This window comes from Anaerobranca gottschalkii DSM 13577 (assembly GCF_900111575.1).
Lineage (GTDB): Bacteria > Bacillota > Proteinivoracia > Proteinivoracales > Proteinivoracaceae > Anaerobranca > Anaerobranca gottschalkii.
In genome coordinates, this window is the sequence record NZ_FOIF01000008.1 from 16,472 (window position 1) to 32,448 (window position 15,977).

Genomic DNA, 15,977 nt, shown 5'->3' on the forward strand with positions numbered 1-15,977 from the left:
TACCCCCCCTAACTATTTAAATAACCTAAATATATTAAACAGCCCTTTTCTTTCCTTATATTCCTGTTTTCCTAAAATTTTATTGGCGACTCTCTTTACATCTTTGGAGGCAGTACATTGATGATATAAAGTTATATAGGGTTTTTGTAGTTTTACCGCCTGTTGAACATGTTTATCATCTGTAATAAAGCCTAAAAAATTAGGAGTTGATTTTAGAAAATTATAGGCTACTTTAATTAGTTTATTGGCAATATACTCCCCCTCAGCAAAATCAGCTGCTCTATTAACGAGAATATTTATTTTGATATTATGCTTTTTCCCGTATAAAGTTTTTAATAATGCATATGCATCGGTTATGGCTGTAGGTTCAGGGGTAGTTACTAAAATTACTTGATCTGCCGATAAAGCAAAATATGTAACGTTTCTATTAATCCCAGCTCCAGTGTCAAATAATATATAGTCATATCCCATTAGTGTTTGTAAGTCAGCCCTTAATGTATTAGGATTAATTTTTTCTAACATTTCTTCATCTGATAATGCAGAACCTCCAGCTAATAAATCTACATTTTCATTTACAGGAAAAATCAACTCAGATAATTGGATATTATTCTTAAAATAATCAAAAAGATTATATTTGGGATAAACACCTAATAAAAGATCTGTGTTCCCTAAGCCTAAGTCGACATCTACTAACAAAACCTTTTTTCCTAACTCTCCTAAGGCAAGGGCTAAATTAACACTAGTATTACTCTTCCCTACTCCACCTTTACCACTGGTAATGGTTATTACTTCCGGTTCCTTAAACCCTTTTTCTACCTTTGATTTAAGTAACCTTAATTTTTCCGCTTGATCATGCATGATAACCACCTAGAATTTTATCTATGATATCTTCAGCAGTTAATACTTCTATATCATCTGGAACATTTTGCCCTGTGGTAAAGTAGTAAATAGGCTTCTTAAAATGGGTAATTATATTATAAAGGTTACCATAACGATCAACTTCATCTAATTTTGTTAAGATTAGACCTGTTGGATTAAAAAGGCTAAATGTTTTGTATATAGGTATCAAGTCATCGATCTGGGTAGTTACACTTAAAACTAAAAAGACATAATCTAAGGAAAGTTTATCAAAATATTTTTTTAATTCTTGTAATTCCTTAAGATTTTTGTGGCTCCTTCCAGCTGTATCTACATAGATCCGTTGTTTATCATTTAACCTTTTAAGGGCAAGTTCATATTCTTCTAAATTATTAGCTACATAAACTGGGACATCGAGGATATTACCATAAACTTTTAACTGTTCCGCAGCTGCTATCCGGAAATTATCTAAAGTAATTAAACCTAAAGATTTCCTTTCATTTAATGATGAATGGGCAGCTAATTTAGCTATTGTTGTGGTTTTACCAACCCCAGTTGGTCCTACCAAACCAAACCTAAAAACCTTATTTTCATTAGGAATTACTCCTTTTTCTAAAATTGGCTGTATTTCCTTTAGCATTATTTTTTTCAGAGATTGGATCAAATCATTTTCTTGGCCCTTTTCCCGTAATTTGTTTACTAATTTTTTAGCCTTCTCTTGACTAATCCCCTCATTTATAAGAAATTTATAGATCTTACTATATACTGGGGGAAAGTGGGATGGTATGTGTTCTAAACCATCTAAAACATTATTTAATAATTTTTGATTCTCTAGTAATTGTTCCTTGATTTCTTCAAGTTCACTATTTTTAGTTTCCAAAGGAGGAGTAGGTTGTCTGTTAGGTTGTGGTTTAAGATTTTCCCTCTGGCTCTTTTCATCGGCAGCGGCGAGAATTTCAAAATAATGTTTTCCAAACCAACCTTTTATTCCTTTAGCCCGAATTTTATTAGTATGAATTATGATAGCATCTTTTCCTAAATCTCTAATAATCTGTGGTTTAGCTTCATCTATTTTATTTACTATGTATTTTCTAATTCTCATAATTTCACCGTCCCGATAATTTGCACTTCTAACTTCGAATCAAGTTCATTATATGAAATTACCACTAAATGGGGGAAACTGTTTTCTACCAAACGTTTAAAATACAATCTAACTAAAGGGGCTGTAATTACTACAGGATTGTAACCTTGAGTTAAGGAATCTTCATAAACCTCCCTTAATCTCTCAATTATCCTTTGGGTGTTCATTGGATCAATAGATAAATAATTTCCATGTTCTGTCCTTTGAATAGAATCACTTATTAACTGCTCTATTGATCCATCTAAGGTTATTGCTGGTAGTGGTGTACCATACCCTTTTAAATAACTTGAAATTTGCCGCGATAATCCTTGTCTAACATATTCTGTCAATGTATCAGGATCTTTAATTAGTGACCCGTAATCTGCTAATATTTCTAGTATTGTTGGTAAATTTTTAATACTGATACCTTCCCGTAAAAGATTTGCTAAAACTTTTTGAACATCTCCCAATGTTAATATCGATGGAACTAACTCTTCTACTACTGCCGAATTAGTCTTCTTTAGATTATCTAATAATGCTTTGACTTCTTGTCTTCCCAATAATTCATGGGCATGGTTTTTGATAACCTCTGTCAAGTGGGTGGCAATTATCGACGGAGGGTCTACAACAGTATAGCCTTTATTTTCTGCATTTTCCCTTTCATTAGTTCCTATCCATAGGGCAGGTAACCCAAAAGCTGGCTCAATAGTTTCTTCTCCTTTTATAGTTTCAGTAACAGTTCCTGGGTCCAAGGCCATTAATTTATTTGGATATACAGTTCCTTGGGATACTTCTACCCCCTTTATTTTAATTAAGTAGTCATTTGCTGGAAGTTGGATATTATCCCGTATCCTAATTATAGGTACAACCATTCCTAAATCTACCGCCAATTGTCTTCTTATCATAACAACTCTATCTAATAGGTCGCCCCCCTGGTCTTTATCAAATAAAGCTATAAGTCCATAGCCAAACTCTAACTCTAAGGGGTCAACTTGCAACATATTATACACCATTTCTGGGCTACTAGAGTCAATATCTTCAGTTGTTGCTGTTACTTCCTTCTCCCTTTCTATAAGTTCCAGTTCACTAACTTTTTTAGCGGAAAAGTAGCCGATAATAGTAAAAAAGAGAGACATAATTAAAAAATTAAAAGTTGGTAATCCTGGGAAAATACCGAGAATAACTAATATAACTGCAATAATGTACATTACCTTAGGATTTTTAAATAATTGGCTTATTACATCATCACCTAAGTTACTTTCAGAAGCAGCCCTAGTAACCATAATACCTGTGGAAGTTGAAATTAAAAGGGCTGGAATTTGACTTACCAGACCATCCCCCACAGATAATAGGGAATATTTTTGCGCAGCTTCACCAATAGTTAAGTTAAAAGAGAGGACACCAAGGGCCAATCCCCCAACAATGTTAATAAATGTAATAATAATCCCTGCTATAGCATCTCCTTTAACAAATTTACTGGCACCATCCATTGCACCATAAAAATCCGCTTCCCTTTCAATAATCTTCCTTCTTTCCCTTGCTTGTTGCTCATTGATTAAACCTGCATTTAAATCAGCATCAATGGCCATTTGCTTTCCCGGCATAGCATCTAAAGTAAAACGGGCTGCCACTTCTGCTACCCTTTCTGAACCTTTAGTAATTACAATAAATTGAATGATTACCAAAATAATGAAAATTATCAATCCTACTGCTACATTTCCACCGATAACAAAATTACCAAAAGCTTCAATTACTTCCCCGGCATAACCATTTAAGAGTATTAATCTTGTAGAAGAAACGTTTAGAGCTAAGCGGAATAATGTTGTTACTAACAATACCGATGGAAATATTGAGAATTCTAATGGCTCCTTGACGTACATAGTAACTAATAAAATTGTTAAAGCCAATGATATATTTAAAATTAGCAATAAATTTAGCAGCATAGTGGGTATAGGTATAATCATCATTATTACAATAAATATTACTAATACAACAAAACTATATTCACCAAATTTGTTCATGGTACCCTCTCCTACTATAGATTAACAACTTTTCCTTTAACTTTATAAACATATGCTAAGACTTCTGCCACCGCTTTAAAAAACTCAAAGGGGATAGGTTCACCTATTTCCACAGCTTTGTAAAGGCTTCTAGCTAAGTGAACATCTTCATACAAAACTATATCATGTTCTTTAGCAATTTCTTTAATTTGTTGAGCAATTAGATCCTGTCCTTTTGCTATAACAATAGGAGCTTGTCCAGAGTTAATGTCATACTTCAGTGCTACAGCAAAGTGGGTAGGGTTAGTGATAACCACATCAGCTTTAGGAATTTCTTGCATCATCCTTCGACTTGCCAATAACCTTTGCCTTTCTTTGATTTTTCCCCTGATTTGTGGATCACCTTCCATTTGTTTGTACTCTTCTTTAATCTCATGTTTACTCATTTTTAGATTATTTTCATATTCCCACCAACTATAGAAATAGTCTAATATAGCGACAAATATCATAACAGCTCCACTGTAGATTGCTAAGGAGAATACTGTAGAACCAATGGTAGAAATAATTGTCAATAAATCCATTTCCATTATATTAGGGATATTTCTTATATGTTTTTTAATATTTATATAGACCATATAACCTATGGCTCCAATTTTCAATAGTGATTTTAATAACTGAACTATACTTCTTTTAGAAAACAGTCTTTTAAATCCTTCAATTGGATTGATTCTACTTAATTTCATTTTTAATGGTTCAATGGTAAATAACGGTCCTACTTGGATATAATTAGCAGTTATTCCAATCAATAATACTCCAAATCCTACAGGTCCAAAGAGTATTAAAAATTCTTCAAATATTAGTAAAGACAGCCTGCCTGTCCAATGAATAGTAATTTCTTCTGTAAAATAATAAATTAATACATACTCAATTAAACCTATTATCCTTTCGAAAATAAAGGGGATCCAGATTCTTAGAATAACAAAGGCTATTAGTAATACTAAGGCTGAACTAACTTCCGGAGACTTTAGAACCTGACCTTTTTTTCTCGCCTCTTGCCTTTTTTAGGGGTAGCCTTTTCTGTTTTTTCCTGAGAAAATAGCTGAAGATTAAATTCAAAGGTCATGGATTTATCCCCCTAATATCTGAATAAATTTATAGATATTAGCATGTAATACCTCAAATAACGACAGTAACATTCTTATATATAAAGGGAAAATCATGATAATAATTGTAAAACCTACTAAAATCTTTAAGGGGATACCAACTACAAAAACATTCATTTGAGGTACAGTCCTTGCAACGATTCCCAATCCTACATCTACAATAAATAGTGTTCCAATAATTGGTAGACCTACCTGTAAACTAATTAAAAATAATCTAACAAATAATCCAAATATATAAATTATTACATTATCTCCAAAAGTTATTGTTCCTATCGGAACCAGTTCAATGCTTTTAAAAAGGGCATCTATCAATAAATGATGGCCATTAACAGTTAAGAAGAGTAGTATTGCAATGATATATTTAAAATTACCTATGATTGGTATAGGATTGCCAAACTGGGGATCTACTACATTTACAATCCCAAAACCCATTTGGACATCTATGAACTGGCCTGCAAATTGAATGGCAGTAAAAGTTAACATCGCAATATAACCAATAACTAATCCTACTACTAACTCTTTTATACCTAATAATATTATTGAGAGATCTATTTGTTCTATTGTTATTCCCACACTATGTAAAGGTGTTATTATTAAACTGCAAATCAATGCCAAAGCTATTTTAACTTGATTAGGTATATTTCTCCCACCGAAGATAGGGGAGCCTAAATAAAGTCCTGTAAACCTAACTGTCAATAAAATAAAAGTATAGAAATGATCGTTAATAATATTATATAGTTCCATAATTACATCCCTATTATGTTTGGTATATTAGAAAATAAATTAACTGTAAAATCTACAATTAGGTTTAACATCCATGGGCCGAAAAATAGTATTGAAAGTAATACGGCAATAATTTTAGGTATAAAGGTGAGGGTTTGTTCTTGAATTTGGGTGGTAGCTTGAAAAATACTGATAAGCAACCCCACTGCCAAACCTATACCTAACATTGGTGCTGCTAACAACAATATCATCATCAAAGCCTCTTTACCTAGATCAATTATAAAATCTGGACTCATTCCCTTCACCCCTTAAAAACTATGGAGTAGAGACCTAATTACTAGGTTCCAACCATCTGCCAATACAAATAGTAAAATTTTAAAAGGTAATGATATCATCACTGGTGGAAGCATCATCATACCCATGGACATCAAGGTGCTGGCAACAACCATATCAATAACTAAAAAAGGGATAAATATTATAAATCCGATTTGAAAGGCAGTTTTAAGTTCACTTATTACAAAAGCAGGTATTAGTACTAAAGTGGGTACATCATCTTGGGTTTCTGGTTCTTCTATTTCACTATAATTCAAGAAAAGGGCGATATCCTTTTCCCTTGTATATTTAAACATAAATTCTCTGATAGGTTCTAATCCTGCTTGGATAGCCTCATCTTGACTTAACTCTCCATTTAGATAGGGTTGTAAAGCCTTATCATTAACTTGATTCCAAGTTGGTGCCATAACAAAAAAAGTAATAAATAGTGCTAAACCAATCAATACCTGATTAGGAGGCATTTGCTGGGTTGCTAAACCGTTACGGATAAAGGATAAAACTATTACAGTTCTAGTAAAAGAGGTCATTAAAATTAAAATAGCAGGAGCTAAGGAAAGAATGGTCAAAATGAAAAGAATTCTAATACTTGTAGCCACTTGCTCAGGTTCTTCAGAATCAGTTACCCCGATTTCTAATGTAGGCAAAGCGTAGTTTTTTCCAGCAGCATGAACAGTTGTAGATAGGGAAATCAATATCAATAACATTACTAAATGAATAAATAATTTATTCTTCACTGGTCCTCTCCCCTGGTACTATTTGAAAACTTAGAAAATTGTTCTGATAAAGTTTTAGCAAAATCTGTACCTATACTTTCTCCCCCACTTTGTATATTTTTTAAAATTTCTAATTCTTGTTCATCAGTAATTTGAGAGAGTAAAGTTATTTGATCTCCTAATCCCACAATGTAATAATTTGTTAGAATTCTAATTATATAAATTCCTTTATTTTGACTTAAAGGCAGTCCGCTAATCACTTCCATTGTATTATTAGAAGATATACTCATTTTTTTATTGATAAATCTTAAAGCGTAATATGTAAGTACTAATATACCAAGAAATATTAGTACGAACAGAAAACCTTGAAACATATACTTAATTTGATTACCCATTTTAACCAACCGCTTTTCTAACAGCTTCTATTACCCTATCATTCTGAAATGGTTTAACGATAAAATCTTTGGCTCCTGACTGGATAGCATCTATAACCATAGCCTGCTGACCCATTGCAGAACACATTATAACCTTTGCGTTAGGATCAATTTTTTTGATTTCTTTTAGGGCAGTTACTCCATCCATTTCCGGCATTGTAATATCCATTGTAACTAAATCTGGCTTTAACTCCTTATATTTTTCCACAGCTTCAACACCATTGGCCGCTTCTCCAACTACCTCATAACCATTTTTAACTAAAATATCTTTAATCATCATTCTCATAAAAGCTGCATCATCTACAATCATAATTTTTTTACTCATTATCTCTACCTCCATTTAGCTGTATTTATTGTAAATTTTGTACCCTTTCAATAGGTGTCAAAATACTAGTTATTCTAACTCCAAAATTTTCATTAATTACTACTACTTCTCCTTTGGCAATCACCTTTCCGTTGGCTAATATTTCCACAGGTTCTCCCGCCATTTTTTCTAATTCTATTATAGAGCCTGTCCCAAGGGAAAGAATATCTTTAATTTTTTTCTTAGTTCTTCCTAATTCCACTGTTATTTCCAGTGGAACATCCATAATTAGCCCTATATTATGGCTATGTTGTCCAACTTCCACTGGCTGTAATTCAGAAAATTGAGCTTTTTGATATTGAATTTGCCTTTGCTCTAAAATATCCCTTTGCTGAATCTCTTGGTTTCTATCCTTTTCTATTGATCCTTGGGTATTATTATTTATATTTTTATCTTTCACACCTTTAGATACCTCCTCAGGTTGTGGTTCAGATAACCTACCCACCAATTCTTTAAAGAAGTTTATTGGAAGTATTTGCATTATTACACTATCAATTAAATTACCAACTACCATTCTAAAGGCTACTTTTACCACTAACTCTTCACTAGACAATATTCCATTGATAGAACTTTGAGAAAGGTCTAATGTCTTGGTTATTGGCGGTGAAATATTGACCATTGTCCCAAAAATAGTTGACAAGGCAGTAGCAGCCCCACCCATCATTTGATTCATAGCCTCAGATACTGCACTGATATCAAGTTCTGTAAGTTCATCAGATTCTAAGTTTCCATCTCCCCCCATCAATAAATTCGCAATAATTTTAGCATCCCTTTGTTGAATTATCAAGACATTTGCTCCATGTAATCCTTCAGTATAACTTACTTCAACTACTAAACAAGGAACAGGATGATCTTCAGAAATTTTCTTTTTTGTAGTTAACTCTACATAAGGTGTTGTTATTTCCACCCTTTGGTTTAACAAGTTTGAGAGACTTGTAGCAGCAGAACCAAAAGATATGTTACCTATTTCACCTATAGCATCCTTCTCCCATTCAGTCAAAGTCACTTCTTCACTTTTGCTACTATCTGCCGATAATAATGCATCTATTTCTTCTTGAGTTAAGATATCACTCATAATCCCACTCCTCTTCTGCTATAGTTTCTGTAATTTGTACTGCTAATTTATTTTTTAATAATCCCACAGTACCTAAAAATTTAACTTTATCTTGAACTTTAACGAACAATGGTTCTGTGGTAAGCTGGTCTAAAGTGATTACATCACCAACTTGTAATTCTAACATATCTTTTATAGTAATAGTTGCTTTACCTAGCTCTACTGCTATAGGTAAATAAGATTTTTTCAAACCTGCTTCTACATTAGCTTGGTTTTCTGGTATTTTCTTGATAGATTGGGAAAACCAAAAATGGGCATTTAATTTATCTATCATAGATTCAATAGATATATACGGTATACAGATATTCATAAAACCTTCACTTTCCCCTAAGACTACTTTAAAAACGATTACTGCAACGGTTTCATTAGGTGAGACAATTTGCAAAAATTGGGGATTTGTTTCAATTTTGGTAGTTTTAGCTTTTAAATTAGTTACATTAAGCCATGCTTCATTTAAGTTTGTTAATATTCTATCTGTTACCAACTTAATAATTCTCTGTTCAATTTCTGATAAGGGACGTGAGTCTTTAATAGTTTTCCCTGGACCACCGAGTAATCTATCTATAATTGTATAAGCAATACTAGGGTTAATTTCAAGTAGTGCTTGCCCTTCCCCTGAATTGATGGAAAATAGATTAATTATAGTTGGGTTAGGTACTGACCTGATAAATTCTTCATAGGTTGTTTGATCAACGGAAGCCACACTAACCTGGACTACACTCCGTAAATTAGCTGATAAATAAGAAGTGATTAGGCGGGCAAAGTTTTCGTGGATCATTTGTAAAGTTCTTGTCTGATCCTTTGAGAACTTGTTAGGTCGTCTAAAATCATAAACCCTAATTTTAGTTTTTGTTTCCTCTTTTTTAACCTCTTCTACATCAATTTCTCCAGAAGATAAAGCTGAAAGTAGTGCATCTATTTCTGATTGAGATAAAACTTCAGACACCTGACCACCTCCCTTACCTTTATTGGGCTATGATAAATTCATTAAAATAGACATTGATAATTTTATAAGACAAAAATTTTTCTAACCCTATTTTTATTTCGTCACTTAACATTTGTTTTCCTTCATTTCCTTTTAATTCTTCAGCACTTTTTGATCTTAAAATTGTTATAATTTTATCTTGAAGCTGTATTTTCCTTTCTTCAATTTGTTGAACAGCTTTTTTATCCTCTAATTCAATATAGATATCAACTTTTATTATCCTAGTCCTGTTAGTATCCCTTAAATCAGTGGTGAAAGTACCTAAATTGTAAGTTATTCCTGTAAAATCAACAATATCCTTATCATTAGGAACTTCACCATTGTTTTTAGGTAAAACTAATCTCGTTGCAACTATATAAGATATTGAGGCTGACAATACAATTAAAATAAGACCTACTATGATTAAGAAACTCAAGTTGAACAATGTATATTCTTTTTCCATAACCTCTCTCCTTTTCCTAATTTACAGTAGACCGCAGAACTATTATATTCACCCTTCTATTTGCTAGCCTTCCTTCCCTTGTTTTGTTTGTCGCAATAGGGCGATATTCTCCATAACCTAAAGCTCCTAACCTATTAGGAGAAATCCCTTGATCTACAAAATATTTTACTACAGAAATTGCCCTTCCCGCAGATAATTCCCAGTTTGAAGGGAAAATAAGGGTATTTATTGGAATATTATCAGTATGACCTTCAACTAAAATTTCGTTATCTATTTTTTGTAAAATTAAAGTTAACTTATTGAGCAGCTCAAAGGCACTGGGTTTTAAATCTGCTTTACCTGAATCAAAAAGTATACTATCTTTAAACCTTATTTCTATTCCCTTTGTCTCTATACCGACATAAATACTATCTTCTAAGCCATATTCCTTTATTAAACCTACGAGCTGTTGGTAAGTCTCTAACAATTCATCATCTTGATCCTTTTGATCTTGATCTTCATCATCGTCTATTGGTAAATTATCTAGATCATTTATATCTATTATTTTTCCTCCATCTAAAACTCCAGATAAGCTTTGATTCAATGAAGCTACTAATTGTTGAAACTTTTGCATATCTATAGTTGAAAAGGAATACAACATGACAAACATACATAAAACCAAAGTAATAACATCACTATATGTTAATAGCCAATTATGTTGACTACTACTTTCTTCTTGAATTTTACGCCGCCTCATCTAATTCATCTCCAGCTTTTTTATTTCTTAAATTTTCCCTATCGCTAGGAGCTAAAAAGGCTTTCAGTTTTTCTTCAACAATCCTTGGGTTTTCCCCAGCTTGGATTGATAATAAACCCTCAATAACAACTTCCTTGAGCAAAATTTCTTCACTACTTTTCACTTTTAATTTTGCAGCTAAAGGGTTAAAGAAAAGATTAGCTAAAATTACGCCATAAAAAGTTGTTATTAAAGCTACTGCTAGCCCTGGGCCAATGGTTTCTGGATTATCTAGATTTTCTAACATCCTAATCAGACCAATTAAAGTTCCCGCCATTCCGAAGGCTGGAGCATAGGAACCCATAGTCTCAAATAATCCTCTACCTAACTTATGTCTATCTTCTAAAAAGGCAAGTTCTGTTTCTAAGATATTTCTAACTAATTCAGGATCAGTACCATCTACAACCAGTTGTACACCTTTTTTAATAAAATTATCTTCTATTTCTGTTATTTCATCTTCTAGTGAAAGTAAGCCTTCCCGCCTTGCCTTTTCTGAAAATCTAACCATAAGGCTAATAATTTCACTTGAAGAAAAGTTGTTTTTACTTATCGTTTTTTTAATAGTTTTTACCATCTGTTTTATCTGTTCCAAAGGATAACTAATTATAGCTGCACTAATTGTCCCACCTAAAACTATTAACAAGGAAGAAGTCGAGTAAAATGTTCCTAAAGGCCCTCCAGCCCTTAAGGCAACCAAAAATAGGACAATACCACTAACAAGTCCAATTATTGTTGATAAATCCAGCATAATTACACCTCTCTCTCAGGTCGATGAATACGTCTTTTAAATTTTACCACTTTATTTACTACTTCTTCACAGCTTTCTTTAACTACAAATTTTTTACCATTAGTGAGAGTTATAACTGTATCAGGAGTACTTTCAATAATCTCAATCAAATCACAATTCACATAGTATTTCTTATTATTTAATCTAGTTACTTGGATCATTTTAATCACCTTTTTTTATCTACATCCCCACAAGATGTGGGGATGTATAAATTTTATCTACCTTTTAAGGTTTATCAATTCATTTAAAATTTCATCAGATACAGTAATTATCCTTGAATTAGCTTGAAATCCCCTTTGAGTTATTATCATATCAGTAAACTCTTGAGCTAAGTCCACATTAGACATTTCTAAAGTACCTGGCATAATACTTCCTGAACCATTTTCACCTGGAATACCTTCTAATGCTACTCCAGAGTTATTTGAAGGAACATATAAGTTATCACCGGTTTTTAAAAGTCCTCCTGGGTTATTAAATTTAGCTAAACCTATTGTGGCAATTTTAGTTAAACTTCCATCATCATTTACTATGTTGACATCACCAGCTTGGTCAATAATAAAAATGGCATCAGACGGAATTTGAATACGCCTTTCATCATTTGGCACTTCGTCTAATGTAGTATACAGAGGATTATCATCATCATCTAAAGGAATATCTCCCCTTAGTAGATAGTAACCATTGGTGGCAGATACTAAGTAACCCTCACTGTCTAATTCAAAATTACCTGCCCTAGTATAGTACTTTTCGTCTCCAATAGAAACTATAAAAAATCCATCTCCTTCAATACCTAAATCAGTTATTCTCCCTGTTGATTGTAAACTCCCTTGGGTATGGTTTACCGATATGTTAGCGATGGATACCCCTAAACCCACTTGCATTGGGTTTGTTCCTCCTCTACCACCTGTTGGTGCAGAAGCACCTTTTAATGTTTGGCTAAATATATCTTTAAAATTAACTTGGCTAGTTTTATATCCTAATGTATTGACATTGGCGATGTTATTACCAATAACATCCATTCTCGTTTGGTGATTCCTCAAACCACTTACACCTGAAAATAATGACCTTAACATTAATATCCTCCTTCAATTTATTATTTGTTAAACCTGTAGGTATTTCTGTCGATCCATACCTACTCAGCTTCCTATAAAGGTCCAGCTGATTAAAGTATTAAGGCACTATCAATTTCTGTAAAAATTTTTTCCTTTAAATTATCCTTGTCTATGGCAGTGATAATTACCCGTTTTTGAGGATTTACTATATAAGCATTGCCATTTACTAACACTAAAGAATCTTTACTTCCTTTTTCTTTAAGCTTGTCCATTGCCAAATTAAGTTTTGCCAATTCTATGGCATCTAAATTAATTCCCCTTTTTTCCAACCTTCCATTGGCATGTTTTGAGATTGTTAAATTAGCTAGCTCTTGTTGAAAAACAGTTTTAAAATTTTCAGATTTAATAGTTGAATTAACTAATTTAACCTTTTGTTGATTATAAGGTAACAATTGAGGGTTAATGATCTTTGTCATTTTCGTCCCCCCTAGCCACTGAGATAATCTCTGTTAATTTATATTGTCTAGAATTTACTTCAACAAAAAATTCTCCACCTTTTTGCAATACTTTATCTACTAATCCGGAAATAGTGTGATCTCCAGTTTGAATTTCTACAAACTTACCTACTAAGTTAAAAGCATTTACAGAATCAAAACCTACTCCTAAGAGGTAGAACATTTTAGAAAAATTGTTATTTAAATTAACCATTTGTTCTAAAGCACTAAATTGTGCCATTTGAGCCATAAACTCTTTATCGTTAGTCGGTGAAAGGGGGTCTTGATACCTGAGCTGGGCTACTAAAACCTTTAAGAAATCCCCTTGTGTAAGAGTTCCTGTTTCATTCACTTTTTGAAAGTTAGTGACATAGCTTGATTGAATTTTCATTTATTCACCTCCTAAACCTTATAATTGTATTTAGTTGTGATTAAATCAGATATTTGTTGGGGTAACTCTAAATCTTCTAATTCTTTAACATTAAACTTAAACTGACTTAAAACTTGGTGTTCTTTTCTTCCCTTATCCTCATTTCCTCTATAATCATCCATAACAAATTCTAAGTTAACTTGTTCAAATTCAAAGGAGTTGTTAGTAAGCCTTTGTTGTAGTTCTTGTTCATTATCCCTTAAATAATTAAATCCTAATTGTTCTGATGCTACTATTTTAATGTTCAATATCCCTTTATCTAAGGAAAGATGGATTTTTACTTCCCCTAATTCTTCTGGATGAAGCTTGATTGTAGTTTTTGTTGTCCCTTTTTCTTTAATAATTTGGAAATCTCGATTTAAAAGTTCCACTGATGATTGAAATAAAGTTTGAAAATTATCTTGGATGTTGAAAGAATCTACATCAAGGGAATTTTGAGGAAAATCTGTCATCATTTCATTAATACTGTTTGGAAAATCAGTGTTAATAATATCTTTAGAACTTTCACCTTCAACTCTTACAACTTTTGTATTATTAATAACTTCCTTAATATTCCCTTCACTTCGATAAAAGAGACCTGTTTTAAACTTTTGCCAACCTACTTGAACATTAGAATCCATTTTTAACTTTTCAGTTCCATTAATACTTATTGGTTGATTTAAAACACCCAATAAATTATTATTCAAATTTTCTTTAAGGCTATTTTCAATAAAAGTCGGTATACCTTTTTCAGAAAAATTATCTTTGTTATGTAGATTTAAATTGATTCCGTCAAATTGTTTTTCAAATTTAATTTCTTTGTATTGATCTATTTCTAAATACTTTAAAATAAGATCATTGTCTGATAGATTATTGTCTGTTTTTAAATTATACTCTGGTTTTGGTAAGGAAAAGGGTTCTTTTACAGACTCTAATATTTCTAATTGTTGTAAGGGTTCTAATTCTAATTGTTGTAAGGGTTCTAATTCTAATTGTTGTAAGGGTTCTAATTCTAATTGTTGTAAGGGTTCTAATTCTAATTGTTGTAAGGGTTCTAATTCTAATTGTTGTAAAGGTTGGTCTAATTGCTGTTGAAAAACAGCTAAAAAGGATAAATCAAAAATCTCTTCTTCATTCTCCTTTTTATCTAATGGAAAAAAGAGCTGTAATGTTTCAAATTCTACCTTCACAAACTTCACCTCCTTTCTAAATTAAAAGATATTACATCATTTTAAGGATTAAGGCTGCAGCCCGTTGACTATCTAAAGCAGATAGTATTTCTGATACTTTTTGAGAAGTCATGAAATTAAAAATCTTAATTATTTCCTCATCTGGCATATGGGTTAAAATAGCTGCTGCATCCTTCGCCCGCATGGTTGTCAAGTTTTTTGCTAAATTTTCTAACCTCTCTTCTTCAGACTTTAAATTTTCTTCCCTTTCTTTTAATTGTAATTCAAATTCTTTTAATTCCCTTTCTCTACTTAATAATTCCTGTTCTTTTTTCAAGTATTCTTGTTTAATCTTAGTAATTTCTTCTTTTTGATTTTCTATAATTTTTCGTAGAGAAGTGATAGTATCTTCATAGTTTGAAATTTGCTTATTTAACTCTTCTATCTGCTCATTATGATCTGTAAATTTTAAAAAAGGAACTTTAATAATCCCTAGACTACCTGCTAATAAAGTAAAAATTACAGATCCTATCAAAAGGGGAACTAATACAATATAAAAGATCGCTTTTATTCTTGGAATACTAATCATCTAAGCCCCTCCTAAAAACTTCCTGCTTATCACTAAATCATCAAGGATTGTTTGCTCCTGGTATAATAATTCTTTCTTATATTCCTCAAACTTCTTTTCCTTTAATGTATTAATAGTTTTATATTCCTTTTCCAAAGAAATTGCTTTATCCTTTGCCTGTTGCAAATTATTTTCTAATAATGCTTTCTGTCTAACTAAGTTATTCATCAAAGCTTTTAAATCATTAATATACCTTTTATGAATAAATAAGAAGTGTCCTGTAACTATCTTGTTTTTTTCACAAGTGACTTTTGATAGAGTTATTATTCTTCCATTTATATCATCGATTTTTTTTTGGCAATCACTTATTTCTTTAGTTAAAGTACTAATTTTAGCTACTTGTTCATTAAGTAAGATTTTTTTATAGTCTAAAAGTTTTTGGAGCTTAAAATGGAACTTTTGCATTTTATCACCTTT

The 15,977-nt window shown here is 32.0% G+C and carries 20 protein-coding genes and 1 pseudogene; all 21 read right to left on the reverse strand.

Annotation, left to right across the window (positions count from 1 at the left end; genetic code table 11):
* Positions 1 to 12: 12 nt before the first annotated feature.
* The 21 genes and pseudogenes from BMX60_RS03790 to fliJ all read right to left on the reverse strand — a co-directional run bounded on the left by BMX60_RS03790 (position 13) and on the right by fliJ (position 15,965).
* Positions 13 to 858 (reverse strand): MinD/ParA family protein, encoded by an 846-nt coding sequence (locus tag BMX60_RS03790; RefSeq protein WP_091349362.1) that lies wholly within the window; start codon positions 856 to 858, stop codon positions 13 to 15.
* Complete coding sequence (gene flhF / locus BMX60_RS03795; RefSeq protein WP_091349364.1) at positions 851 to 1,960, reverse strand: flagellar biosynthesis GTPase FlhF; 1,110 nt, start codon at positions 1,958 to 1,960, stop codon at positions 851 to 853. The genes BMX60_RS03790 and flhF overlap by 8 nt, the downstream gene beginning before the upstream one ends.
* The gene (gene flhA / locus BMX60_RS03800; protein WP_091349366.1) at positions 1,957 to 3,999 is read right to left on the reverse strand and encodes a flagellar biosynthesis protein FlhA; all 2,043 of its coding nucleotides are present in this window, start codon (positions 3,997 to 3,999) and stop codon (positions 1,957 to 1,959) included. The genes flhF and flhA overlap by 4 nt, the downstream gene beginning before the upstream one ends.
* A 14-nt stretch (positions 4,000 to 4,013) precedes the next feature.
* Positions 4,014 to 5,027: pseudogene (flhB, locus tag BMX60_RS03805) on the reverse strand (flagellar biosynthesis protein FlhB); the annotation flags it as partial.
* Between the two features lie 78 nt (positions 5,028 to 5,105).
* Positions 5,106 to 5,885, reverse strand: a complete 780-nt coding sequence (gene fliR, locus BMX60_RS03810; RefSeq protein ID WP_091349367.1) for a flagellar biosynthetic protein FliR — start codon at positions 5,883 to 5,885, stop codon at positions 5,106 to 5,108.
* Between the two features lie 2 nt (positions 5,886 to 5,887).
* Positions 5,888 to 6,160 (reverse strand): flagellar biosynthesis protein FliQ, encoded by a 273-nt coding sequence (gene fliQ / locus BMX60_RS03815; RefSeq protein WP_091349369.1) that lies wholly within the window; start codon positions 6,158 to 6,160, stop codon positions 5,888 to 5,890.
* A gap of 12 nt (positions 6,161 to 6,172) precedes the next feature.
* Positions 6,173 to 6,901: a flagellar type III secretion system pore protein FliP gene (gene fliP / locus BMX60_RS03820; RefSeq protein ID WP_091349436.1), complete on the reverse strand. Its 729-nt coding sequence runs from the start codon at positions 6,899 to 6,901 to the stop codon at positions 6,173 to 6,175.
* Positions 6,902 to 6,927: 26 nt separating this feature from the next.
* Positions 6,928 to 7,305 (reverse strand): FliO/MopB family protein, encoded by a 378-nt coding sequence (locus tag BMX60_RS03825; protein ID WP_091349370.1) that lies wholly within the window; start codon positions 7,303 to 7,305, stop codon positions 6,928 to 6,930.
* A 1-nt stretch (position 7,306) separates the two neighbouring features.
* On the reverse strand, positions 7,307 to 7,669 hold the full coding sequence (locus tag BMX60_RS03830) for a response regulator (protein ID WP_091349372.1): 363 nt from the start codon (positions 7,667 to 7,669) through the stop codon (positions 7,307 to 7,309).
* A 25-nt stretch (positions 7,670 to 7,694) separates the two neighbouring features.
* On the reverse strand, positions 7,695 to 8,783 hold the full coding sequence (fliY, locus tag BMX60_RS03835; RefSeq protein WP_177159687.1) for a flagellar motor switch phosphatase FliY: 1,089 nt from the start codon (positions 8,781 to 8,783) through the stop codon (positions 7,695 to 7,697).
* A complete protein-coding gene (gene fliM / locus BMX60_RS03840) occupies positions 8,776 to 9,768 on the reverse strand; it encodes a flagellar motor switch protein FliM (RefSeq protein WP_091349375.1) in 993 nt (330 codons plus the stop codon). Before fliM ends, fliY begins: the two co-directional genes overlap by 8 nt.
* Positions 9,769 to 9,787: 19 nt before the next feature.
* The gene (locus BMX60_RS03845) at positions 9,788 to 10,249 is read right to left on the reverse strand and encodes a flagellar basal body-associated FliL family protein (RefSeq protein ID WP_091349376.1); all 462 of its coding nucleotides are present in this window, start codon (positions 10,247 to 10,249) and stop codon (positions 9,788 to 9,790) included.
* A gap of 16 nt (positions 10,250 to 10,265) precedes the next feature.
* Positions 10,266 to 10,985, reverse strand: coding sequence for an OmpA family protein (locus BMX60_RS03850; protein ID WP_091349378.1), 720 nt, complete (start codon positions 10,983 to 10,985; stop codon positions 10,266 to 10,268).
* Complete coding sequence (locus tag BMX60_RS03855; protein ID WP_341422891.1) at positions 10,972 to 11,772, reverse strand: flagellar motor protein; 801 nt, start codon at positions 11,770 to 11,772, stop codon at positions 10,972 to 10,974. The genes BMX60_RS03850 and BMX60_RS03855 overlap by 14 nt, the downstream gene beginning before the upstream one ends.
* 2 nt (positions 11,773 to 11,774) lie before the next feature.
* Positions 11,775 to 11,972 carry a flagellar FlbD family protein gene (locus BMX60_RS03860; RefSeq protein ID WP_091349380.1) on the reverse strand — a complete coding sequence of 66 codons (198 nt, stop codon included), beginning with the start codon at positions 11,970 to 11,972 and terminating at the stop codon, positions 11,775 to 11,777.
* Between the two features lie 57 nt (positions 11,973 to 12,029).
* A complete protein-coding gene (gene flgG / locus BMX60_RS03865) occupies positions 12,030 to 12,881 on the reverse strand; it encodes a flagellar basal body rod protein FlgG (RefSeq protein ID WP_091349382.1) in 852 nt (283 codons plus the stop codon).
* 89 nt (positions 12,882 to 12,970) lie between these two features.
* Positions 12,971 to 13,336 carry a TIGR02530 family flagellar biosynthesis protein gene (locus tag BMX60_RS03870; RefSeq protein ID WP_091349383.1) on the reverse strand — a complete coding sequence of 122 codons (366 nt, stop codon included), beginning with the start codon at positions 13,334 to 13,336 and terminating at the stop codon, positions 12,971 to 12,973.
* Positions 13,320 to 13,745 (reverse strand): flagellar hook capping FlgD N-terminal domain-containing protein, encoded by a 426-nt coding sequence (locus tag BMX60_RS03875; RefSeq protein WP_091349385.1) that lies wholly within the window; start codon positions 13,743 to 13,745, stop codon positions 13,320 to 13,322. The genes BMX60_RS03870 and BMX60_RS03875 overlap by 17 nt, the downstream gene beginning before the upstream one ends.
* An 11-nt stretch (positions 13,746 to 13,756) precedes the next feature.
* Positions 13,757 to 14,953: a flagellar hook-length control protein FliK gene (locus BMX60_RS03880; RefSeq protein ID WP_091349387.1), complete on the reverse strand. Its 1,197-nt coding sequence runs from the start codon at positions 14,951 to 14,953 to the stop codon at positions 13,757 to 13,759.
* A gap of 31 nt (positions 14,954 to 14,984) precedes the next feature.
* Entirely contained in the window at positions 14,985 to 15,521 is a 537-nt protein-coding gene (locus BMX60_RS03885) for a MotE family protein (protein WP_091349389.1), read from the reverse strand.
* Positions 15,522 to 15,965, reverse strand: a complete 444-nt coding sequence (fliJ, locus tag BMX60_RS03890; protein WP_091349391.1) for a flagellar export protein FliJ — start codon at positions 15,963 to 15,965, stop codon at positions 15,522 to 15,524. It abuts the gene before it with no gap.
* Positions 15,966 to 15,977 lie beyond the last annotated feature (12 nt).

Bases quoted from the DNA above. Each gene is read 5' to 3' on its own strand.
- BMX60_RS03885 (WP_091349389.1), bottom strand. From the start codon at position 15,521: ATGATTAGTATTCCAAGAATAAAAGCGATCTTTTATATTGTATTAGTT.
- flhA (WP_091349366.1), bottom strand. From the start codon at position 3,999: ATGAACAAATTTGGTGAATATAGTTTTGTTGTATTAGTAATATTTATT.
- fliP (WP_091349436.1), bottom strand. From the start codon at position 6,901: ATGTTATTGATATTGATTTCCCTATCTACAACTGTTCATGCTGCTGGA.
- BMX60_RS03850 (WP_091349378.1), bottom strand. From the start codon at position 10,985: ATGAGGCGGCGTAAAATTCAAGAAGAAAGTAGTAGTCAACATAATTGG.
- BMX60_RS03875 (WP_091349385.1), bottom strand. From the start codon at position 13,745: ATGAAAATTCAATCAAGCTATGTCACTAACTTTCAAAAAGTGAATGAA.
- BMX60_RS03825 (WP_091349370.1), bottom strand. From the start codon at position 7,305: ATGGGTAATCAAATTAAGTATATGTTTCAAGGTTTTCTGTTCGTACTA.
- fliR (WP_091349367.1), bottom strand. From the start codon at position 5,885: ATGGAACTATATAATATTATTAACGATCATTTCTATACTTTTATTTTA.
- BMX60_RS03860 (WP_091349380.1), bottom strand. From the start codon at position 11,972: ATGATCCAAGTAACTAGATTAAATAATAAGAAATACTATGTGAATTGT.
- BMX60_RS03830 (WP_091349372.1), bottom strand. From the start codon at position 7,669: ATGAGTAAAAAAATTATGATTGTAGATGATGCAGCTTTTATGAGAATG.
- fliJ (WP_091349391.1), bottom strand. From the start codon at position 15,965: ATGCAAAAGTTCCATTTTAAGCTCCAAAAACTTTTAGACTATAAAAAA.
- fliY (WP_177159687.1), bottom strand. From the start codon at position 8,783: ATGAGTGATATCTTAACTCAAGAAGAAATAGATGCATTATTATCGGCA.
- BMX60_RS03870 (WP_091349383.1), bottom strand. From the start codon at position 13,336: ATGACAAAGATCATTAACCCTCAATTGTTACCTTATAATCAACAAAAG.
- flgG (WP_091349382.1), bottom strand. From the start codon at position 12,881: ATGTTAAGGTCATTATTTTCAGGTGTAAGTGGTTTGAGGAATCACCAA.
- BMX60_RS03845 (WP_091349376.1), bottom strand. From the start codon at position 10,249: ATGGAAAAAGAATATACATTGTTCAACTTGAGTTTCTTAATCATAGTA.
- fliQ (WP_091349369.1), bottom strand. From the start codon at position 6,160: ATGAGTCCAGATTTTATAATTGATCTAGGTAAAGAGGCTTTGATGATG.
- BMX60_RS03790 (WP_091349362.1), bottom strand. From the start codon at position 858: ATGCATGATCAAGCGGAAAAATTAAGGTTACTTAAATCAAAGGTAGAA.
- BMX60_RS03855 (WP_341422891.1), bottom strand. From the start codon at position 11,772: ATGCTGGATTTATCAACAATAATTGGACTTGTTAGTGGTATTGTCCTA.
- flhF (WP_091349364.1), bottom strand. From the start codon at position 1,960: ATGAGAATTAGAAAATACATAGTAAATAAAATAGATGAAGCTAAACCA.